The sequence below is a fragment of the Mesorhizobium sp. M2A.F.Ca.ET.042.01.1.1 genome (genome assembly GCF_003997405.1).
Lineage (GTDB): Bacteria > Pseudomonadota > Alphaproteobacteria > Rhizobiales > Rhizobiaceae > Mesorhizobium.
In genome coordinates, this window is sequence record NZ_RZRX01000046.1 from 1 (window position 1) to 19,637 (window position 19,637).

Annotated in this window: 20 protein-coding genes; 7 read left to right on the forward strand and 13 right to left on the reverse strand. The window is 64.1% G+C overall.

All coding sequences use genetic code 11. The features are described from left to right. The 4 genes from EOA23_RS09625 to EOA23_RS09640 all read left to right on the forward strand — a co-directional run. Positions 1–813: SMP-30/gluconolactonase/LRE family protein (locus EOA23_RS09625; protein WP_145966413.1), on the forward strand; the 813-nt coding region annotated here is incomplete at its 5' end. Next, the gene (locus tag EOA23_RS09630) at positions 810–1,859 is read left to right on the forward strand and encodes a hypothetical protein (protein ID WP_127303752.1); all 1,050 of its coding nucleotides are present in this window, start codon (positions 810–812) and stop codon (positions 1,857–1,859) included. The genes EOA23_RS09625 and EOA23_RS09630, both read left to right, overlap by 4 nt. After that, positions 1,859–3,355, forward strand: coding sequence for a sugar ABC transporter ATP-binding protein (locus EOA23_RS09635; RefSeq protein WP_127303753.1), 1,497 nt, complete (start codon positions 1,859–1,861; stop codon positions 3,353–3,355). Before EOA23_RS09630 ends, EOA23_RS09635 begins: the two co-directional genes overlap by 1 nt. Before the next feature lie 392 nt (positions 3,356–3,747). Further along, entirely contained in the window at positions 3,748–4,155 is a 408-nt protein-coding gene (locus tag EOA23_RS09640; protein WP_127303754.1) for a carboxymuconolactone decarboxylase family protein, read from the forward strand. A 209-nt stretch (positions 4,156–4,364) separates the two neighbouring features. Here EOA23_RS09640 and EOA23_RS09645 read toward each other — a convergent pair whose 3' ends face one another. The 11 genes from EOA23_RS09645 to EOA23_RS09695 form a co-directional block, all read right to left on the reverse strand. Beyond that, the gene (locus EOA23_RS09645; RefSeq protein ID WP_189341565.1) at positions 4,365–5,252 is read right to left on the reverse strand and encodes an amidohydrolase; all 888 of its coding nucleotides are present in this window, start codon (positions 5,250–5,252) and stop codon (positions 4,365–4,367) included. Next, positions 5,252–6,523 (reverse strand): VWA domain-containing protein, encoded by a 1,272-nt coding sequence (locus tag EOA23_RS09650; protein WP_245474105.1) that lies wholly within the window; start codon positions 6,521–6,523, stop codon positions 5,252–5,254. Before EOA23_RS09650 ends, EOA23_RS09645 begins: the two co-directional genes overlap by 1 nt. After that, a complete protein-coding gene (locus EOA23_RS09655; RefSeq protein ID WP_127303756.1) occupies positions 6,520–7,401 on the reverse strand; it encodes a MoxR family ATPase in 882 nt (293 codons plus the stop codon). Before EOA23_RS09655 ends, EOA23_RS09650 begins: the two co-directional genes overlap by 4 nt. Before the next feature lie 5 nt (positions 7,402–7,406). Further along, positions 7,407–8,411, reverse strand: coding sequence for a molybdopterin cofactor-binding domain-containing protein (locus tag EOA23_RS36905; protein WP_127303757.1), 1,005 nt, complete (start codon positions 8,409–8,411; stop codon positions 7,407–7,409). A 1-nt stretch (position 8,412) separates the two neighbouring features. Then, complete coding sequence (locus tag EOA23_RS36910) at positions 8,413–9,780, reverse strand: xanthine dehydrogenase family protein molybdopterin-binding subunit (RefSeq protein ID WP_127303758.1); 1,368 nt, start codon at positions 9,778–9,780, stop codon at positions 8,413–8,415. Positions 9,781–9,791: 11 nt separating this feature from the next. Then, a complete protein-coding gene (locus EOA23_RS09670) occupies positions 9,792–10,274 on the reverse strand; it encodes a (2Fe-2S)-binding protein (RefSeq protein ID WP_127303759.1) in 483 nt (160 codons plus the stop codon). 56 nt (positions 10,275–10,330) lie between these two features. Continuing rightward, positions 10,331–11,125: an FAD binding domain-containing protein gene (locus EOA23_RS09675; RefSeq protein WP_127303760.1), complete on the reverse strand. Its 795-nt coding sequence runs from the start codon at positions 11,123–11,125 to the stop codon at positions 10,331–10,333. Positions 11,126–11,140: 15 nt separating this feature from the next. Next, positions 11,141–11,584, reverse strand: a complete 444-nt coding sequence (locus tag EOA23_RS09680; protein ID WP_127303761.1) for an SRPBCC family protein — start codon at positions 11,582–11,584, stop codon at positions 11,141–11,143. 116 nt (positions 11,585–11,700) lie between these two features. Further along, positions 11,701–12,528 carry an AraC family transcriptional regulator gene (locus EOA23_RS09685; RefSeq protein ID WP_127303762.1) on the reverse strand — a complete coding sequence of 276 codons (828 nt, stop codon included), beginning with the start codon at positions 12,526–12,528 and terminating at the stop codon, positions 11,701–11,703. Positions 12,529–12,673: 145 nt separating this feature from the next. After that, positions 12,674–13,672, reverse strand: coding sequence for an ABC transporter permease (locus EOA23_RS09690; RefSeq protein ID WP_042637227.1), 999 nt, complete (start codon positions 13,670–13,672; stop codon positions 12,674–12,676). A 65-nt stretch (positions 13,673–13,737) separates the two neighbouring features. Continuing rightward, positions 13,738–14,532, reverse strand: a complete 795-nt coding sequence (locus EOA23_RS09695; protein ID WP_245456745.1) for an ATP-binding cassette domain-containing protein — start codon at positions 14,530–14,532, stop codon at positions 13,738–13,740. A 398-nt stretch (positions 14,533–14,930) separates the two neighbouring features. Between EOA23_RS09695 and EOA23_RS09700 the strand changes: the two genes are divergently transcribed. Further along, the gene (locus tag EOA23_RS09700) at positions 14,931–15,920 is read left to right on the forward strand and encodes a sugar-binding protein (protein ID WP_042637229.1); all 990 of its coding nucleotides are present in this window, start codon (positions 14,931–14,933) and stop codon (positions 15,918–15,920) included. A gap of 71 nt (positions 15,921–15,991) precedes the next feature. Here EOA23_RS09700 and EOA23_RS09705 read toward each other — a convergent pair whose 3' ends face one another. Beyond that, the gene (locus tag EOA23_RS09705) at positions 15,992–17,155 is read right to left on the reverse strand and encodes an NAD(P)-dependent oxidoreductase (protein WP_348628559.1); all 1,164 of its coding nucleotides are present in this window, start codon (positions 17,153–17,155) and stop codon (positions 15,992–15,994) included. On the opposite strand from EOA23_RS09705, the gene EOA23_RS09710 reads away from it, so the two are divergent. Both EOA23_RS09710 and EOA23_RS09715 read left to right on the forward strand, forming a co-directional pair. Beyond that, the gene (locus tag EOA23_RS09710; protein ID WP_127303764.1) at positions 17,081–17,977 is read left to right on the forward strand and encodes an NAD(P)-dependent oxidoreductase; all 897 of its coding nucleotides are present in this window, start codon (positions 17,081–17,083) and stop codon (positions 17,975–17,977) included. The genes EOA23_RS09705 and EOA23_RS09710 overlap by 75 nt on opposite strands. 137 nt (positions 17,978–18,114) lie before the next feature. Continuing rightward, complete coding sequence (locus tag EOA23_RS09715) at positions 18,115–18,855, forward strand: FadR/GntR family transcriptional regulator (protein ID WP_245474107.1); 741 nt, start codon at positions 18,115–18,117, stop codon at positions 18,853–18,855. A gap of 418 nt (positions 18,856–19,273) precedes the next feature. Here EOA23_RS09715 and EOA23_RS09720 read toward each other — a convergent pair whose 3' ends face one another. Further along, the gene (locus EOA23_RS09720; protein ID WP_127303766.1) at positions 19,274–19,561 is read right to left on the reverse strand and encodes a DUF3175 domain-containing protein; all 288 of its coding nucleotides are present in this window, start codon (positions 19,559–19,561) and stop codon (positions 19,274–19,276) included. Positions 19,562–19,637 lie beyond the last annotated feature (76 nt).

Here is a 19,637-nt window from a genome sequence, read left to right on the forward strand (position 1 = left end):
GGCAATCTGATCAGCTGCGTCGGCGCCATGGGGCTCTATTCGGTCTCGCCGGAGCGCGAGGTGAGGCGCCTTTCGGCCGAAACGTCGCGCTCCTGGACCTCGATCGTCGATGATGCGCGCCTGCGCGACCCGAACGACTGCGACATCGCGCCGGACGGCCGCATCTATTTCACGGATTCGACCAAGCGCTATGACGCGCATGACTGGGCATTGGACTCGATCGAGAACCGCGCCACCGGACGCCTGCTGGTCTACGATCCGAAGGACGGCTCGACCAAGACGCTGCTCGACGGTTACCGCTACACCAACGGGGTCTGCATGGCGCATGACGGCAAGTCGCTGTTCTTCGCCGAAAGCTGGGCCTGCCGCGTGCATCGCTACTGGCTGGAAGGGCCGAAGGCCGGCACCGCCGAATGCGTCATCCGCGACATGCCAGGCTATCCCGATAACATCAACCGCGCGTCGGACGGCAATTACTGGATGGCGTGGCTCGGCATGAGGACGCCCAGCTTCGACCTGTCGCTGCGCCATCCCGACATGCGCAAGCGCATGACGCGGCGCCTGCCGCAGGACGAATGGCTGTTTCCCAACATCAACACCGGCGGCGTGGTGAAGTTCAACGAGAAGGGCGGCATCGTCGAGACGCTCGGCGATCTTTCCGGCAACGCGCATCCGATGGTGACCTCGATGCGCGAGCACAAGGGCTATCTGTTCGTCGGCGGCATCCTCAACAACCGCATCGGCCGCTACAAGATTTCGGGCGCCGACCCGAACTGGACCAGCCCGGCCTCCTATTGGGGAGGCAAGCCATGATCCTCGACCCGATCCTGGACGTCTTTCGCGGCAAGGCGGTCACCATCCCGCCGCTCGACGGCGCCTTCCGTCCCAACACGCGGCTGGACGACGCGCCGGCCTTCGCCGAACTGACCGAGCCGGACAATCTGCTGACGTCCGACGGCCGGCTGCTCGTCTCCAGCGGCAATGCCGTCCTAGCGATCGCGGCTGGTTCTCAGCCCGTCGTGGTCGAGGTCTTTCAGTCTCCCGTCACCGCGCTGGCACTGTCGCCAGAGGGAGACCTGACTGTCGGATTGGAAAACGGCAAGCTGCTCATTGCCGGCAAGGAGGTTTCGCTGCCAGCCGAATTAAGGTGCATCACCGCGCTGGCCTATGCCGGTGACGGCACGCTGTGGCTGGCCAATGGTTCGGCACAGCACCTGCCTCCGCAATGGGCGGCCGACCTGATGAAGAAGGGCGCGTCCGGGTCGCTGTGGCGCTGCGGGCCAGGGGGTATCGGTTTCCAGCGGATCGCCGGCGACATCGCCTTTCCCTATGGGCTGCATCCGATCGGCGCCGATGTGCTGGTGAGCGAAAGCTGGCGTCACCAGCTTGTGCGCTTCGACGGCTCGAACGGCAACCGGTCGACGGTGCTGACGCATCTGCCCGGCTACCCCGCGCGGCTGTCGCCGGCCGGCGATGGTGGCGCCTGGCTGACGCTGTTCGCGCCGCGCAACCGGCTGATCGAATTCGTGCTGCAGGAAACGCATTATCGCCAGGACATGATCGACCAGGTGCCGCCGGCCTATTGGATCGCGCCGGCGCTCGCCTCCAGCCGCAGCTTCCTCGAGCCGCTGCAATGCGGCGGCATCCGCACCATGGGCATCCACAAGCCGTGGTCGCCCAACCGCTCTTACGGGCTCGTCGTGAAGCTCGACCCGGCCCTGCAGCCGCAATTCAGCCTGCACAGCCGCGCCAATGGCACGCGCCACGGCATCTGCAGCGTGGCCGAACGGGATGGCCGCCTTTTCGTCGCCTCGAAAGGCGGCGACTGCGTGCTGGCGCTCGATACGGGAGGTTTCTGATGGAACCGATCGTCCGACTGGAAAACGTCACCAAGACCTATCGCGGCGTACCGGCGGTGAAGAACGTCACGTTCGACCTGAGGAAGGGCGAGATCCATGCGCTGCTCGGCGAGAACGGCGCGGGCAAGTCGACGCTGACCAAGATCATCGCCGGCGTCGTCGATGCGACGTCGGGCAAGATGTTCCACAATGGCGTCGAGACGGCTTACGCCTCGCCGCATGCAGCACTTGAAGCCGGCATCGCCATGGTGTTCCAGGAGACCAGTCTGGTGCCGTCGATGACGGTAGCGCAGAACCTCTATCTCGGCACTGAAAAATTCCTCAACCGGCTGCGCGGCACATACATCTCGGCGCAGCAGTTCCTGCAGTCGCTGAATTTTCCGGTCGATCCCAATGCGATGGTGGCCACACTTGGCGCCGCCAAGCGGCAGATGGTGGAGATCGCGCGCGCCGTCCACCACAATGCAGAGATCATCATCTTCGACGAGCCCACCGCGACCCTGACGCCGGAGGAGAAGCGCCATTTCTTCGCGCTGATCCGGAGGCTCAAGGCGCGCGGCGTCTCCATCGTCTTCATCAGCCATGCGCTGGAAGAAGCGCTGATGATCGCCGACCGCATCACCATTTTGCGCGACGGGGAACTGGTGATTACCGATGACACCTCCGCCTTCGACCGCGACAGGATCGTCGCCGCCATGGTCGGACGTTCGCTGACGGGGCAGATCTACCGCCAGCGCGACGAGGCGAAGCTGCGCAAGGCCGGCAAGAAAGCGCTCTCGGTGCAGGACATCTCGATGAGCAACATCGTGCGCAATAATTCCTTCTCGATCTTCGAAGGCCAGATCACCGGCGTGTTCGGCCTCATCGGCTCGGGCCGCACCGAGACGTTCAAGATCGTGTCGGGCATCTACAAGCGCGATTTTTTGCGCGGCGGCGCGATCGAGCTCGATGACAAGCCGGTGCGCTATCTGGTGCCGAGTGAAGCGGTGGCCGACGGCATCGTCTACGTCACCGAGGACCGCAAGAGCGAAGGCATCTTCGAGACGATGGGCATCGCCGAGAACCTGTTCGGCGGGTTGCTCGCCGCCGGCCGCGAAAAGGCCTGGGTAATCAACCAGCAGGAAATGCGGCAGCTCTCGGCCGAATGGACCAAGACGCTCAACATCAAGGCGATCAACGACAATGCGCGCGTGGTCGAGCTCTCCGGCGGCAACCAGCAGAAAGTGGTGATCGGCAAGGGGCTGGTGCAGCAGCCGCGCATCGTCATCTTCGACGAGCCGACGCGCGGCGTCGATGTCGGCGCCATCGCCGAGATCCACCAGATCATCAACCGGCTGGCCGACGAGGGCCTCGCCGTCGTCGTCATCTCGTCCTACCTGCCGGAGATCATGAACCTGTCGGACCGCATCCTGGTCTGCCGCCAGGGCCGCATCGTCGAGGAGTTCTCGCCGGCGGAGGCGACGGAGGAGAAGATCATGTATGCGGCGGTGCACTAGGGTGTGTGGCGACGACGGATGATCGCACGGTTGGATCGATACCCATGGAGATTGGCCGAGTCGTCCGTCATGTCGTCATCCACGGGCGGAGCAAGGAGCGAAGCGACGCGCGCAGACCCGAGGATCCATGCCGTTACCTTCGAGCGCTGCTCAGGTGCAGATTTCTGCGCCGCTGTATTCCTTGGCCAAGGTCACGGAATGGATTCTAGGGTCTGCCGCGTCGCTTCGCTCCTTGCTCCGCCCTAGAATGACAACGTTGAGGTGCTTCGACCAACCGCTGCGGTCCCGTGCTTTCGCGCCCTAAAAATTGAGCTGGAAAAACGGGTTAGCCGTCTATGCGCAACGCTTGATTCAACGAATTCCCCCAACGACTCAAACGAAAGGACCGAACCATGGCCACCACGAAACTCCTCAGCGACGCCGAGGCCGAGCAAATCCCGGCGCTGAAGGCCGTGTTCGACGATATCCGCGCGACGCGGAAGTCCGATTTCGTCAACAATTGCTGGCGCGGGCTGGCCAATGATCCGGCGGCGCTGAAGCGGGTGTGGGAGCAGCTCAAGGCGGTGATGGTCGCCGACAGCGCCATCGATCCGCTGACCAAGGAAATGATCTATATCGCCGTCTCGACCGCCAATGGCTGCTCCTACTGCATCCATTCGCACACCGCCGCCGCGCGGGCCAAAGGCATGACCGATGCGCAGCATGGCGAGCTGGTGTCGATCATCGGGCTCGCCGGGCAGACGAACCATCTGGTGACGGCGATGCAGATACCGGTCGACCCGCAATTCGAGGTGAAGTGAGGCACCGACTTCCCTTCTCCCTTGTGGGAGAAGGTGGCCGAGCGAAGCTCGGACGGATGAGGGGTGTTCCAGCGGAGTGAGGCGCTGAGGAACTAAAATGCTGAAAGCATTTGATTTTTGCGGCGCCTCATTCCTTCCATCACCCCTCATCCGTCTCGGCGCTGCGCGCCGAGCCACCTTCTCCCGCAAGGGGAGAAGCGGAGGTCGCGCTACACCGGCCGATAGACCTTCTCCGCCGTATTCCAGAAAATGTCCGCCTCGGCCTTTGTACTATGCTTCGCCACCGCCGCGCGGTGCGCGTTGATCAGCTCGGCATGGCTGGTCCAGAGCTTCTCGATCGGAAAATTCGAGCCGAACATCAGCCGGTCGCTGCCGAGGATATCGATCGCGTTGTCGACGATGTAGGCGATAAGCTCCGGGTCGTTGCGGTGAACGAAGGTGCCAAGCCCCGACAGCTTGGCGTAGATGTTGGGCGCCGCCGAAAGCGTGCGCAGGCCGGCCTTCCATGCTTCGGTCGTTTCCGGCTCCATGCCGGTCAGCATGCCGGCATGCGTGAGGATGAAATTCGTCTCAGGGTTCTCGCCGACCAGCGTCAGCCCGTCCTTCATCTGCGCGGGAAAGAGTTGCAGGTCGAAGGAGAGGCCGTAATCCTTCAGCCGCGCCACATTGGCGCGCACCTTCGGATCGATCACCTGGTCGGCCGAGGCGGCGAAGCGGAAGGCGGGAGTCTCGTGCCAGTGCAGCTGCATGCGCACGCCGCGCAGCAGCTTGTATTTCATCAATCGGTCGATCTGCGGGCGAACGTCATCGACCGTCATGTCGGCATAGCCGACGATGGCGTGTGGCCAACCGGTTTCTTGCGCCGTCTTCTGCAGGAAGGCGACTTCCTTCTCGAAATCCTCCTTGGCCCAGTTGGTCTGGACATAGACGGCCTTCTCGACGCCCGAGCCTTTCTGGTCCTCAAGGAATTCCGTGATCGGATAGTCGCGGCGGATCGGCTCGTAGGGGCCGAAGATGCGCGGCACCATCGGGCCGACCAGCCAGGGCTGGTCCTTTTGGCGCCAGATGTGAAAATGCGCGTCGATGGCTTTCTGCATCACGATACCTTTTTCCAGATAGTCTCGGCAGCCGGGGCGGGGCGGGCGAGCGACAGGATGAAATCGGTCAGGGGTCCGATCGACGAGCCGTCGACCAGATCGTCGAGCACCGGCAGGATTGCCCGCAGTGCCGCGGTTGCCGGGCGAAAGCGCGGATCGCCGGCGAGCGGTGTCGCCAGCGACAGGCGGAAGGCGCGGGCGCTGAGGCGGCGCATCGCGGTTTCGAGGTCGGTATGATCGCCGCGCTCCAGCGCATCGGACAGGATGACGACGCAGGCGCCGCGCGCGAAGGCGGAGAAGCGCGGCACGGATAGGAAAGCGAGCAGCGTCGGCCCCATGCGAGTGCCGCCGTCCCAATCGTCGACCAGAGCCGCTGCGCGGGCGAGCGCCTGCTCGCGGTCGCGGATGCGCAGGGTCAAGGTGATACGGGTGAGCCGCGTGCCAAAGGTGAAGACCTCGGCGCGGTCCGCGCCCTGCACGGCGGCGTGCGCGAGCTTGAGGTAATCGGCCGTGTGCAGCTTCATCGAGCCGGAGACATCGATGAGCAGGAGCAGTTTGCGCGGCACGGCCTGCCGGCGGCGCAGCAGCGGCGAGGGTATGTCGCCATCGGCGCTGACGATTTCGCTCAGCGAACGCCTGAGGTCGAGCGTGCCGCGCGAGTGGGTGCGGGTGGTGCGGAAGGAGCGGCGGGCGGGCAGGGCGGATACGAGCTTGCGGCGGAACGGGCTGAGGCCATCGGCGTCGCGCTGGAAATCGCGGCTGCTCAGCTGCTCGAGCGCCGAGGACAGCTCGCCGCCTTTTTCCTGGCGAATGGTTTGTCTTTCTTCCTCGCGCGCGCCGCGATCGTCCTTGACGCGGGTCTCGTCGTCCTCTTCGCCCTCTATCAAGGGCTTGGCGTCGCCGTAGAAATAGGCGCGGAAATGCGCCTCGAATTCGCCGCTGCGATCGGGCGAGGGCGCGAGTGTCGCAAGCGCCGCCTCGCGGATGTCGTTCATCGAGCGGGGGCCGAGCAGGGTCACCGCTCGCATAAAACTGGTGGTTTGTTCGGGGGCGATAGGGAAGGCGTGGCGGCGCAGCAGTCGGGCGAAGCCGAGGAAAGGCGCGGCGGCGCGAGGTAAGCTTTCCTCTCCCCGTTCACGGGGAGAGGATGCCGGCAGGCAGGTGAGGGGCAGCGCCGACTTCTGCCCAGAATGGCGCTGCCCCTCATCCGCCCCTTCGGGGCACCTTCTCCCCGTGAACGGGGAGAAGGGATTGTCGAAGTCGCCCATCACGCCAGCGCCTCCTTGACAATCCTCCCCAGTTCCGGCGTGATCGCCGACAAATCCTCCTCGTCCTTTATCAGCACGCCTATGGCGCGGCGGAAGGCCTCCGGCCATGGGCTGCCGCCCTTTTCGAGGATGGTGGCGGCATTCGCCCATTCCACCGCTTCAGCGATGCCCGGCGGCTTTGCGAGAGGCCGCGCGCGGATCTCCTGCACGGCATTCGCAACTGCCCGCGCCGTCGCCTCGGCAACGTCGCCCGAGCGCAGCATGATGATCTCGGCCTCGCGCCGGGCGTCGGGATAGCCGATCCAATGATAGACGCAGCGCCGGCGTAGCGCCTCGGCCAGCTCGCGCGTGCGGTTCGAAGTCAGGATGACGATCGGTTGCGTCGCCGCGCGGATCGTGCCGCGTTCGGGGATGCTGATCTGGAAGTCGGAGAGGAATTCCAGAAGCAGCGCCTCGAACTCGTGGTCTGAACGGTCGATCTCGTCGACCAGCAGCACGCGTCGTTCCGGCGCGCGCAGCACCTGCAGCAGCGGCCGGGCAATGAGAAAACGGTCGTCATAGATGTCGATCTCGTGCTCGCCGGCATGGCGGATGGCGAGCAGCTGGCGCTGGTAGTTCCATTCGTAAAGCGCATGCCCGGCGTCGATGCCTTCATAGCATTGCAGGCGCACCAGTTCGCGGCCGAGCAGCTCGGCCACGGCCTTGGCGGCTTCGGTCTTGCCGACGCCCGGCGCGCCTTCGAGCAGCAGCGGCTTGCCGAGCCGGATCGCCAGGAAGATAGCTGTCGCGAGGCTGTCGTCGGCCAAATAGCGCGAGGCGGCAAGGCGCTCGGCTATCGCCTCTGGCGAAGCGGCGACCTCGACGACGTCGGCGCTGGCCATCTCCCTCAGCCCGCCGCTTGCGCCTTCAGTGCGCGCAGGATGCGTTCGGGCGTGATCGGCAGCGTGTCGATGCGCACCCCGACAGCGTCGAAGACGGCGTTGGCGACCGCCGGGATCTGCGGGTTGGCGCACATCTCGCCCGGACCCTTGGCGCCGAACGGTCCGTCGGCGGAAGGACGCTCGAGCACGATGATCTCGGTCTCGGCGAGGTCGCCGGGACCCGGCATCAGATACTGGTTGAAGTCGGTGCCGCCATGGTCGCGGTTCGGATAATAAGGCTCGGTCGTCTCGTAGAGCGCATGGCTGATGCCCATCCAGGAGCCGCCGACCAGCTGCTGCTCGACCATCTTCGGGTTGAGGGCGCGGCCGATCTCGAAGACGTTCTTCACGGTAAGCACCGTCACCTCGCCGGTCTCGTCGTCGACCTCGACCTCGGCCACGGTGCAGGCATGGGCATAGCAGGTCGAGGGCTTCATCGCGCCGGTCTCCTTCTCCGGATAGGAGCGCGGGATCAGGAACATGCCGCGACCCGAGATCGAGCGGCCGCGCTTGAAATGCGCCGACAGCGCGACATCGAAGATCGAGATCGATTTCTGCGGCGCGCCTTTCACCTGGATGTTGCCCTGGCCGTCGGTCTCGAGGTCGGAGGCGTTCACCTCGAGCTCCTCAGCCGCGACTTCCAGCATCACCTGGCGAGCTTCCTTGGCTGCCTGGATGACCGCATTGCCGGCGCGGTGCGTGCCGCGCGAGGCGAAGGTGCCCATGCAGTGCGGGCCGGTGTCGGTGTCGGCAGTGTCGACGACGACGCGGTCGGTCGGCACGCCGATCGTCTCGGCGCAGATCTGCGCCATGATCTGCTTCATGCCCTGGCCGAGATCGACGCTGGAGAGCGTGACCATGAAATTGCCGGTCGGCGTCGAATGGACCAACGCCTGGGTCGGGTCGCCGCCGAGGTTCATGCCGGTCGGATAGTTGATCGCGGCGACGCCGCGTCCACGCCGGATCGCCATCTCAGGCTCCCTTCCTGTAGGAGGACATCGCCATGTATTTCTCGGCCATCGGCCAGTTGGCGGCGCGCGAGGCTTCCTGCATGCATTCGATCAGCGCCGCACCCTCGGTCGGCTGGCGATGCGCCTTCATGTCGCCGTCGCGATAGGCGTTGATGAAGCGGAATTCGAGCGGATCCATGCCGATCAGCCGCGCCAGCTTGTCCATCTGCACTTCCAGCGCGAAGTCGCCGATGGTGACGCCGAAGCCGCGCATGGCCGACGAAGGGGTGCGGTTGGTGTAGACGCAATAGGTGTCGATCCAGACATTCGGGATCGTGTAAGGGCCGGGATAGTGGGCCGCGCCCTTCTGCGCGCCATAGGGCGAGTGGCGCGAATAGGCGCCGGCATCGGTGTAACCGGTCACCTTGCGCGCGACGATGCGCCCGTCCTTCATGACGCCGTCCTTGATGACGATCTTCTCGGCCGCGCGCGGCGAGGAGATCTGCATCTCCTCCTCGCGGCTGTAGACGAAGGAGACCGCGCGTCCGGTGAGTTTGGCGCCGAGAATGGCGATCGGCTCGACGATGACATCGACCTTGCCGCCGAAGCCGCCGCCGACGGTGCCGCCGACGAAATGCAGCTTCGAGCCCGGCATCTGCAATATGATCGAGGCGTTGTCGAGGGTGAAGAACATCGCCTGCGTGTTGGTGTAGCAGGTGAAGCGGTCATTGCCTTCGGGCGCCACAACGCAGCCCGTCGTCTCGGTCGGCGCGTGCTCGATCGGCGAGGACTGGTAGGACTGCTCGAGGATGTGGTCGGCCTGGGCAAAGCCCGCCTCGACATCGCCGAAGCGCACCTTGCGGCATTCGCCGCTGTCATAGAGATAATAGTTCTGGCCGTGATACTCGTTGACCAAGGGGGCGCCGGGCTTCAGCGCCTCCTCCATGTCGAAGACCGCCGGCAGCACCTCGTAGTCGACCTTGACCTTGGCGGCGGCTTCCTGCGCAGCGCGCTCGGTCTCGGCCAGCACCGCCACCACGGCCTCGCCCTTCCAGCGCACCTTGCCGTCGGCAAGCACCGTCTCGTCCTCGGGACCCACCTGGATCAGGATCAGGATGGTGTAGACATTGTGCGGCACGTCCTTGGCGGTCAGCACGCGCACGACGCCCGGATGCTTTTCCGCTTCCGACGTATCGATCGAGCGGATGCGGGCATGATGATGCGGGCTCCGCACCATCTTCAGATGCAGCATGCCCGGGAAGTTCCGGTCGGCGAAATAGGCGGTCTTGCCGGTGACGTGTCCCGGCGAATCGAGCCGCGGCCGCGGCTGGCCGATCTCGTTGAGACCGTCCTTGCGGACATCGGCGAAATAATCCTTGCGCAGTTCCATGGCTCGTTCCCTCAAGCGGCGTTCTGCGAGTTGGCGCGCGCGGCAACCAGCACCGCCTGGATGATCGGCTCGTAGCCGGTGCAGCGGCAGATGTTGCCGGACAGCGCCTCGACCACGTCCTCGCGGCTGGGGTTCGGCGTGCGGTCGAGAAGCACTTTTGCCGCCATGATCATGCCCGGCGTGCAGAAGCCGCATTGCGTGGCGAAGGCATCGAGGAAGGCGCGCTGCAGCGGATGCAGCACGCCACCTTCGGCAAGCCCGGCGATGGTCTTGATGTCGGCGCCGTTGCAGGTCTCGGCCAGCGTCAGGCAGGATAGCCGCAATTCACCGTCAATGATGACGGAGCAGGCGCCGCAGGTGCCCTGATGACAGCCGCCCTTGGGCGAGGTGTCGCCAATCTTGTCCCTGAGCGCGTGGAGCAGCGTCGTGCCGCTCTCGATGAATTCGGCCTTTTCGGAGCCGTTGAGCGTGAATTGAACCGGGACCTTCGCCATTTTTCCTCCATGCGCGCCTGCCCGGATGAACCGAACAGACGCGCGTCCCCCACGGATTAATTCGACAACAGCCGGCCAAGATGAACAGGCAGGACCTCGGCGCGATACCAGGCACTGGCGATCGGGTCGGTGATCGGCGCGATGCCTTCGCCAGCGGCGGCAAGCGCCGGCGCGATTTCCTGCGGCGTGAGCTTGCAGCCGAGCAGCGCCTTCTCCGCCGCGGTGGCGCGGATCGGGCGATCGGCCATGCAGCCCAGCGCGATCCGCGCCGAGCTCACCGTGCCGTCGGCCGCAAGTTCCAGAAGCGCGGCGATGCTCAGCACCGACACACCCTTCGGCTTGACGCGCGACACTTTCAGGAAGCGGAAGCTCTCCGCCTTGGGCAATGCAAAGCGGACAGCAGTGACGACGGCGCGGATGGTGTCGCGGCTGGCCAGGAAGGTCTCGATCGGCGTTTCGCCGTCTTCGGTAACGACTGTCGCGTCCAGCGCCAGCAGCGCCACGGCGAAATCGCCGTAAGGGGCAGGGGCGAACAGATTGCCGCCGACGGACGCCATGTTGCGGATCGCCGGCCCGCCGACGGCGCGCGCGGCCGGCCCGAGCGCGGCAAGCTCGGGATGGCTGGCAATCGCGGCCATGGTGACGGAGGCACCGAGCCGGACCTTGCCGCCGGCAACAGTGATTTGCGAGAGGCCAGGATCGGTGACGCGGATCAGGCTGGAGGTGGACACATCGCCTTCATTGGCCGCGCGCACCACAAGCGTGCCGCCGCCGAGATAACGTGTGCCGGCGGCCTGCAGCGCGGCGTTGGCGTCTTTCACGCTCGAAAAAGTCTGCAGCGCAAGCGACATGGCGCGCTCCCCGGTTCAACTGTTGCCGGCGAAATGGGCCTTCAGGGCGTTGAAGCCACCCTGGAAGACGTTTGCGCCCATGCCCTCGGCCAGCTTGTCGGCCTCCTCCGGCGCGGCGTCGAAGCTCGCCGTCCATTCCGCATAGGTGCGGTTGCCGTCAGTGACGCGCCGCAATTGCAGCGTCGCCCTGTGATTGGTGAGCGGCTGCGGCGTTTCGAGGATGGAGTAGCTGACCAGGAAATTCTCGTCGGAGAAGTCGAGCAGCTTTTCACGCAGTGTCGCGCCGCTGACCAGCTTGAAATTGCGCACACAGCCAATCGTGGTGGCGTCCTTGCCATCCTCGATGTGGCTTTCCACCATGCGCGGATGCCAGTCCGGTAGGCCGTTGAAGTCGCGGATGCGCGCCCAGACCTGCTCGACCGGCGCGTCGATGACGCTGGAAATCGTGACTTTCGCCATAGACTGGTTCCCTTGCAAAGATCGGGAGAAGGCTACGGCTGTCGGTCAGCTTGCGCTTATCAATGCGTCTCGAAGGCGTATCATACAGTCGGATAAACAGCGGAAAAACAGGCGCCTCAGGCCGTCGCCCGAGCGGCTTCACGATAGAGCGTCGGCGGCACGCCGACATGGTCGCGGAAGAAGCGCGAGAAATTGCCCTGGGTGGTGAAGCCGAGATTGCAGGCGACCGAGATCAGCGGTTCCTGCGACCACTGCAACTGGCGCACGGCTTCCTCCATGCGCAGCGTGTTCCAGTAGACGTTCGGCGTCAGGTTGGTCTGTTCCTTGAAGAGCGCAAAGAAATGCGGCCGGGAGAGCCCGACCGAACGGGCGACATCGTCGAAGGAGATGCGCTCGCAGACATTGGCCTTCATCAGCTGGATCGCCTTGCGGACACGGAAGTCGAGCATCGTATTGATCCGCGCACGGGCTATCTGCGGCGACGAAGCGTCCGCTGCGTCGAGCACTGAATCGATGAAACGCTCGATCTCGTAATTGGCGACGTCGTCGATGCTCTCATTGTCGGTCAGATGATCGAGCAGGTTCGCCGCCGCGTGGTGCAGCCACGGCTCCAGCGTGATCGCGGCCTGTGTGAACAGCGGCGCCGAGGAGGGCAGGTCGCGGCGGCGACGCGCCCAGTCCGGGTCGATGTAAAAAGCCAGGAACAGGCCGGGCCTGCCGTCATGCGACAGCGCGTGGCTGTGCGGCTGAAACGAGTTGATGCCCGCCGCGGTGCCGGGCCCAAGCCGCACCGTTTCCCGACCGATGGTCATTTCGCCTGCCGTGCCTTCCAGCCAGATGATGAGATGCGCCTCGCCATGGGCATGGGTGACGAAGTCGTTGGCGACATTCAGCACGGAAACATGCCCGAACCGGCCCCAGTAGAGCCTGATCGCGTCCGTCATGGGTATCGTTCCTCCCGCAGGCGACTGGCCTCCCTTCGCCTGCCGGAGGATAGTGCGGCGGGGGTGCGGCTGCGTCAAGGCGGGCGGGAATGATGGCCGACTCGCATCGGCCGTCCGGACCGATTTTCAGACTGGGCGATAGGAGCTAATCGCTGCGCCTGAAGTTGCGGATGCGGTCGAACAGCACCGCCAGGATGATCGCGCCGCCGATGAAGGTGCCTTGCCAGAAGGCGTTGATGCCAAGCAGGCCGAGGCTGTTGCGGATCACCTCGATCAAGGCCGCGCCGACGATGGCGCCGAGCGCGGTGCCGACGCCGCCGGCAAGATTGGCGCCGCCGATGACGGTGGCGGCGATGACCTGCAGCTCCATGCCGGTGCCGAGATTGGTGGTGACGGCGCCCAGCCAACCGGTCTGGATGATGCCGGCGAGCCCCGCTGACAGCGCCGAGATCATGTAGACGGCGACCTTGATCTGCTTGACCGGAACGCCGGTCAGCGTCGCCGCGTGCTCATTGCCGCCGATGGCGAAGATGTGCCGGCCGAACTTGGTCCAGCGCAGGATGAAGCCGGTGATCAGCGCCAGGATGATCATGTAGAGCACCGGATTGGCGATGCCGAAGACCCAGGCGCCGCCGCCCAACGCCAGAAGCTTCTGGTGGTCCGGCCCGAACTGGAAGACCACGGTGTTGTTCGAGGCGACCATGGCAAGGCTGCGCGCCACCGAGAGCATGCCGAGCGTGACCACGAAAGGCGGAAAGCCGACATAGGCGATGAGCACGCCGTTGAAGGCGCCGATGGCGAGCGCGGTTACGATCGTGGCCAGGATGCCGATCTCGATCGAATAGCCGGCATGCATGGTGACGGCGAGCACCATGGAGCACAGGCAAAGCACCGAGCCGACGGACAGGTCGATGCCGCCGGTGATGATGACGAAGGTCATGCCGAGCGCGACGATGGCGACGAAGGTGACGTTGCGGGTGATGTTGAAAAGGTTCTTCGAGGTGGCGAAGGAATCGGTCGCGAAGGACAGGAACAGGCAGGCGAGTATGACCGCGATCACCACCCAGAAGGTCTGGTTGGCGAGGAGCCGCGACAGGAAGGTGTGCTGCTTCTGCGCGATCGTCTGGTCAAGGGTGACTGCCATTGTCGACCTTTCCTGAGGTGGGACGCGGAACACCGTGCGTCACGCCACCCGTTCAAATCCGTGAGTCAAGCCACCTGTTCGATGGCGCCGGTGATCAGCCCGGTGACTTCCTCGGGCGAGCTCGAAGCGATTTTCTTGTCGGCGACTTTGCGGCCGCGCCGCATGACGATGACGCGGTCGGCGACGTCGAACACGTCGGGCATGCGGTGGCTGATTAATACCACCGCAATGCCCTGGTCGCGCAGATGGCGGATGAGGTTGAGCACCTCGGCCACCTGCCGGACCGAGATCGCCGCCGTCGGCTCGTCCATCAGCACGATCTTGGCCTGCGACAGCATGGTGCGGGCGATCGCCACCGCCTGGCGCTGGCCACCCGACATCTGCTTGACCAGGTCGCGCGGCCGCGTCTCGGATTTCAGCTCGGCAAAGAGCTGGCCGGCGCGCCTGTACATCGCCGCATAATCGAGGATGCGGAACGGGCCGATGCCGCGGCGCAGCTCGCGGCCGAGATAGACGTTTGCCGCGGCCGTCAGATTGTTGCACAGCGCAAGGTCCTGGTGGACGATCTCGATGCCGTGCTGGCGGGCCTCCGCCGGCTTGTGCATGACAATCTCCTTGCCCTCCAGATGCATGGTGCCATGGCTTGGGCGGAAATTGCCGGCGATCATCTTGACCAGCGTCGACTTGCCGGCGCCGTTGTCGCCCATCAGGCCGACGACCTCGCCGGCCTCCAGCGAGAACGAGACGTCGTTGACCGCCTGGATGGCGCCGAAATGTTTCGAGATGTTGGCGAGTTCGAGAACCGACACCAGCCTTAAGCCTCCCCATGTTGACGCAGCAGTTTGCCGGTTTGCCAGCAGCGCTTGCGTTTCGCCCGTCCATCTCCTCACGAACGGCGCGATACACGCATTTAGGCAAAAGCCGGCAAAGCCGTCAATCAATTGTCTGACGATTAATTTCGAGACTCGACAAAAAATCGGTTTTGTAGGACAAATAGGAATTGACCGTTGGCGAAAAGCCGATATTAGCTAGCCTCGGAGGAATAATTTGCCCACCGAGCGCGCATAGGGCGGAAGGGGCAAATGGCTTGACGATCAAGGATTCGGCTGCGGCAGTATTGGCGCAAACGGATCGGCAAATGCTTATCAGTCCGGCCCGGAACACGAGCATTGGAAAGATGCTCTACATCGTTCTTGCGCATCCGGTCTGATCGGTGTGGCGGGCACGCGGTGTCCGTCTGTTTCAAGGGAGGACTGACATGAGGAAAACACTTTTGCTTGCCGCCGTCGCCGCAATGGCGTTGGGCGCCGGGCCGGCTTTGGCCAAGAAACAGCTCGTCATCGTAGTGAAGGGTCTCGACAATCCGTTCTTCGAAGCCATCCATCAAGGCTGCGAGAAATGGAACAAGGAAAACGCCAGCTCGGAATATGAATGCTTCTATACCGGCCCGGCATCGACCTCGGACGAGGCGGGTGAAGCGCAGATCGTGCAGGACATGCTGAGCAAGCCTGACACGGTCGCGATGGCGATCTCGCCGTCCAACGCGCCGCTGATCGCGCAGACGATCAAGAGCGCCAATCCGTCGATTCCGATCATGACGGTCGACGCCGACCTTACCAAGGAAGACGCCGCCCTTCGCAAGACCTATCTCGGCACCGACAACTACCTGATGGGCAAGAAGATCGGCGAGTACATCAAGAAGGCCAAGCCGAATGGCGGCACGATCTGCACCATCGAGGGCAATCCGGCGGCCGACAACATCCTGCGCCGCGCGCAAGGCATGCGCGACGCGCTGACGGGCAAGGAAGGCCTCGCGGCACTTGCCGGCGAAGGCGGCTGGACCGAAGCACCCGGCTGCCCGGTCTTCACCAATGACGACGGCGCCAAGGGCGTGCAGGCGATGACCGACATCCTTGCCGCCAACCCGAAGCTCGACGCCTTCGGCATCATGGGCGGCTGGCCGCTGTTCGGCGCTCCGCAGCCCTATCGCGACCTGTTCAAGCCGATGGCCGACAAGATCGCCAAGAACGAGTTCGTCATTGGCGCCGCCGACACGATTGGCGACGAGGTGGCGATCGCCAAGGAAGGCCTCGTGACCGCGCTGGTCGGCCAGCGGCCGTTCGAAATGGGCTACAAGGCGCCTTCGGTGATGCTCGACCTGATCGGCGGCAAGAAGGTCGACGATCCGGTCTTCACCGGCCTCGACGAATGCACCAAGGAAACCGCCGACACCTGCATCCAGAAGTAGGCTGCATCGGAACCGTCGAAAAAACGAGGGGGCGCCCACAAGGCGCTCCCGCGCTTTTTCAGGAACTGGTCTCAGATCTTCTGCTTCACGCCGTCCTTCGAAGGCGTCAGGTCGACGCCGTTGAGCTTGCCGATATGGGTGGCGAGCATCGGCACATATTGTTCGGCGGGACCGGCGGCATGGGCTGTCGCAAAGGAATTCTTGGTGGCGTTGCCGAGAGGGTTGGCGATGCCGGCCGCGCCCGCCATCGATTCCAGATAGGTCAGGTCCTTGAAGGCATTGGCGATGGTGAATTTGTGCGCGTCGCGGTCGCCCTCCAAGGTCCAGCGCATGAAGGTCTGGTAGAAGCCGCAATCCATGCGGCCGTTGCGGATGACGCTGTCGAAGCGCGACGGCGAGATGCCGACCTTCTGCGCCAGGGCCAGAGCCTCCGAGTAGATCGCGGCGTAGCCCAGCGAGACGAAGTTGTTGAGCAGCTTCATGCGATGGCCGTCGCCCGTGTCGCCGATATGGACGATGCGGCCGGCCCAGGTCTCGATCACCGGCTTCAACCTGGCGAACACCGCGTCCGGCGCGCCGACCATGGCGTCGAGCGTGCCTTCCCAGGCTTCCTTCGGCGTGCGGCTGAGCGGCGCGTCGACATAGTCGATGCCGAGCGCCTTGAGCTCGGCGGCGAGCGCCACGGTCGAGACCGGATCGGAGGTCGAGCAGTCGATGACCACCGAGCCCTTCCTGAGACCTTCCTTCAGCCCGCCGGGGCCGCGGATGATCGCCTCCACCTCGCGCGAGCCGGTGACGCAGACGAAGACGATGTCGGAAGCCGCCGCCACCTCCTTGGAGGTGGCCGCTTCCCTGGCGCCTCGTCCCAAAAGGTCTTCCGCGGGCTTGCGGTTCTTGCGGCCAAGGAAGGTCAGCGGATAGCCCTTGTCGACGATGTTCTTGGCGATGCCGTGCCCCATCAGGCCTAGGCCGATGAAACCGATATTCTCGCGGGCAGCGGTGGTGCTCATGTCGTCTCTTCCCTGTCTTTCGTGGTGCTGGGCGCGCCCGCGCGGCGGGCATTTGTCGAGAAGGTTTCCGCGGATCGCGGTTGGCAAGCGATTGCGGAATACCTTATTGTCTGACAATACACATAATTCCCGAGCCTTGTGGAGAGCAAAATGACGAAGCGGATCATGTTCACCGGCGGCAGCGGCAAGGCCGGCCGGCATGTCGTTCAGTATCTGGTCGAACATGGCTGCCAGGTCCTCAACATCGACACCAGGCCGCTCGACAGTCCGAAGGTGCGCACCCTGATCACCGACATCACCGACAGCGGGCAGGTGTTCAACGCGCTGTCGAGCTATATGGGCCTGCACGAATTCGATCCGTCGCTGAGGGCCCAGCCGGTCGACGCGGTGGTGCATTTCGCGGCGATCCCGCGCATCATGATCACGCCGGACAACGAGGTGTTCCGCATCAACGCGATGGGAACCTACAATGTCATCGAAGCGGCGGTGAAGCTCGGCATCCGCAAGGTCATCATCGCCTCTTCGGAGACGACCTACGGGCTGGTCTTTGCCAACGAGCCGCGCAATCCCACGCATTTTCCGCTCGACGAGGAGTATGACGTTGACCCGATGGACTCCTACGCGCTGTCGAAGATCGTCAACGAGAAGACGGCGCGAGCCTTCGCGATGCGCAGCGGCGCCGACATCTATGCGCTGCGCATCGGCAACGTCATCGAACCGCATGAATATTCGCTATTCCCGAAATGGTTCGCCGATCCCGGCTTCCGCAAGCGCATCGCTTGGAGCTACATCGACGCGCGCGACCTCGGCCAGATCACCCTGCGCGCCATCGAGAAGGACGGCCTTGGCTACCAGGTGTTCAACGCGGCCAATGACGATACCTCGTCGGACCTGCCGACGGCGGAGCTGTTGAAGCGCTTCTATCCGGGCGTGCCAGTCAAGGCCGAACTCGGCGAATATGAAACGCTGCTTTCGAACCGCAAGGCGCGCGACGTGCTCGGCTTCCGACCTGAGCACAGCTGGCGCAAATACGTCAAAACGGCCTAAGGCGAGGCCAAGAGCGGGGTGATCTGTGCACATCTTAGCAGGTTGTGGCAAAGCGGGTTTGCCGTGCTTGACAGGCTCTGAAAACGGGATTTTGTGGACCTATGCGGGACGCGAAGCCGAATAACGAAAAGAAGCCGATGAAGACGGCGGCCGCGGAGCGTCCGGCCGGCTTCCGCCGGGCAGACGCGCCACGCATCCCCGGCGCCAGCGTGCACACCTCTCTGGCCAGCGAGATCGGGCTTCGCATCGTGCGCGGCGACTATCCGCCGGGCACCATCCTGCCCAATGAAGCGAAATGGTCGGAGACCTTCGACGTCAGCCGCTCCGCGGTGCGCGAGGCGATCAAGATGCTGATGGCGAAGAGCCTTCTGGCGTCGCGGCCGAAGATCGGCAGCTGGGTCGAGCCGAAGGAACGCTGGAACCTTCTCGACCGCGACGTGCTCGCCTGGTACGCGACGTCGCCGGATCGCGAGGTTTTCCTGAAGACGGTGCAGGAATTCCGCCACATCATCGAGCCGGAGGCGACGGCCTTCGCGGCGATGCGGCGCACCGACGAGCAGATGGCCGAGATCAGCCAGGCCTGCCGCGAGATGGGCGAGGCCACCAACCTGCAGGAGCGAACCCGCGCCGACACGCGCTTCCACCTCGCAATCCTGCGGGCCTCGGGCAACGACCTCCTGGTGCCGTTGGGCGTGCTGATCGAATCCGCCTTCGACCATCTCTTCGCCTACACGACGCGCGAATTGGACGATCTGCAGCATGTCCAGAAGCTGCACGAGGCGATCGAGAGGAATATCCGCCTGAAGAGGCCGGATGCGGCGCGCAACGCGGTCCGCAAGCTGCTGGCGAATACCGACGAAGTGATTGAGTCCCGTTAAGGTCTTGTACTGGGCCAGTTTTCCAGCACAGAAACTTTGACCGCTAACCATGCGTGCGTTGGCAGATCGCATCGCTTGGCGATTGGCCGAGACGCCTATCGCGGTCGTCATCCACGGGCGGAGCAAGGAGCGAAGCGACGCGCGCAGACCCGAGGATCCATGCCGTGACCTGGAAGCGCCGCGGCGGTCGCAGAAATTCTGGACCGTTGCGCATTTCGGTCCAGGTAACGGAATGAATTCCAGGGTCTGCGCGCGTCGCTTCGCTCCTTGCTCCGCCCTAGAATGACGAGGTTCAGAAGCCTCCAGCTCATCGCCAGCGTTTGCGTTGACTGCCCCGACGGATGGCGTTCCCCGACAAGTCTGCAATCTTTCAAGATCCCTGTGTCGAGGAACTGATGCCAGCCGCTCCCAGCAACCCTTAATCCTGCTTCTCGCGGCCGAACGCGACGCGCAGCTCATCCTTTGCCTTTTCCAGCACTTTCTTGCGCTCATCAGGCAGGTTCCTGCCGGCGCGGTTGATGTAGAAATTCAGCATCGACATGGCGGATTGGAACGGCTCCGCCTTGCGGCGGTCGCTGTGCTCGGCCGAACGCTTCAGCGAGGCGGCGATCTTCCTGGCGTCGTCGGATTCGAAGACGTGCTCCTCGAGATCCAGCGCATCGCTGTGCTCGGTCACGTCGGCCGACCATTTCTTCTTTGCGGTCATGGCGAAACTCCTTGCCAGAGCGGTTCACCGGTTTGCCGCCGAACCGCTCCATCTCTTTGTTTCCAGCAATTCCGGA

Excerpts from the sequence above, each read along its gene's own strand:
- EOA23_RS09630 (WP_127303752.1), top strand. The coding sequence starts at position 810 with ATGATCCTCGACCCGATCCTGGACGTCTTTCGCGGCAAGGCGGTCACC.
- EOA23_RS09635 (WP_127303753.1), top strand. The coding sequence starts at position 1,859 with ATGGAACCGATCGTCCGACTGGAAAACGTCACCAAGACCTATCGCGGC.
- EOA23_RS09640 (WP_127303754.1), top strand. The coding sequence starts at position 3,748 with ATGGCCACCACGAAACTCCTCAGCGACGCCGAGGCCGAGCAAATCCCG.
- EOA23_RS09645 (WP_189341565.1), bottom strand. The coding sequence starts at position 5,252 with ATGCAGAAAGCCATCGACGCGCATTTTCACATCTGGCGCCAAAAGGAC.
- EOA23_RS09655 (WP_127303756.1), bottom strand. The coding sequence starts at position 7,401 with ATGGCCAGCGCCGACGTCGTCGAGGTCGCCGCTTCGCCAGAGGCGATA.
- EOA23_RS36905 (WP_127303757.1), bottom strand. The coding sequence starts at position 8,411 with ATGGCGATCCGGCGTGGACGCGGCGTCGCCGCGATCAACTATCCGACC.
- EOA23_RS36910 (WP_127303758.1), bottom strand. The coding sequence starts at position 9,780 with ATGGAACTGCGCAAGGATTATTTCGCCGATGTCCGCAAGGACGGTCTC.
- EOA23_RS09670 (WP_127303759.1), bottom strand. The coding sequence starts at position 10,274 with ATGGCGAAGGTCCCGGTTCAATTCACGCTCAACGGCTCCGAAAAGGCC.
- EOA23_RS09675 (WP_127303760.1), bottom strand. The coding sequence starts at position 11,125 with ATGTCGCTTGCGCTGCAGACTTTTTCGAGCGTGAAAGACGCCAACGCC.
- EOA23_RS09680 (WP_127303761.1), bottom strand. The coding sequence starts at position 11,584 with ATGGCGAAAGTCACGATTTCCAGCGTCATCGACGCGCCGGTCGAGCAG.
- EOA23_RS09685 (WP_127303762.1), bottom strand. The coding sequence starts at position 12,528 with ATGACGGACGCGATCAGGCTCTACTGGGGCCGGTTCGGGCATGTTTCC.
- EOA23_RS09690 (WP_042637227.1), bottom strand. The coding sequence starts at position 13,672 with ATGGCAGTCACCCTTGACCAGACGATCGCGCAGAAGCAGCACACCTTC.
- EOA23_RS09700 (WP_042637229.1), top strand. The coding sequence starts at position 14,931 with ATGAGGAAAACACTTTTGCTTGCCGCCGTCGCCGCAATGGCGTTGGGC.
- EOA23_RS09710 (WP_127303764.1), top strand. The coding sequence starts at position 17,081 with ATGACGAAGCGGATCATGTTCACCGGCGGCAGCGGCAAGGCCGGCCGG.
- EOA23_RS09705 (WP_348628559.1), bottom strand. The coding sequence starts at position 17,155 with ATGTTCGACCAGATACTGAACGACATGCCGGCCGGCCTTGCCGCTGCC.
- EOA23_RS09715 (WP_245474107.1), top strand. The coding sequence starts at position 18,115 with ATGAAGACGGCGGCCGCGGAGCGTCCGGCCGGCTTCCGCCGGGCAGAC.
- EOA23_RS09720 (WP_127303766.1), bottom strand. The coding sequence starts at position 19,561 with ATGACCGCAAAGAAGAAATGGTCGGCCGACGTGACCGAGCACAGCGAT.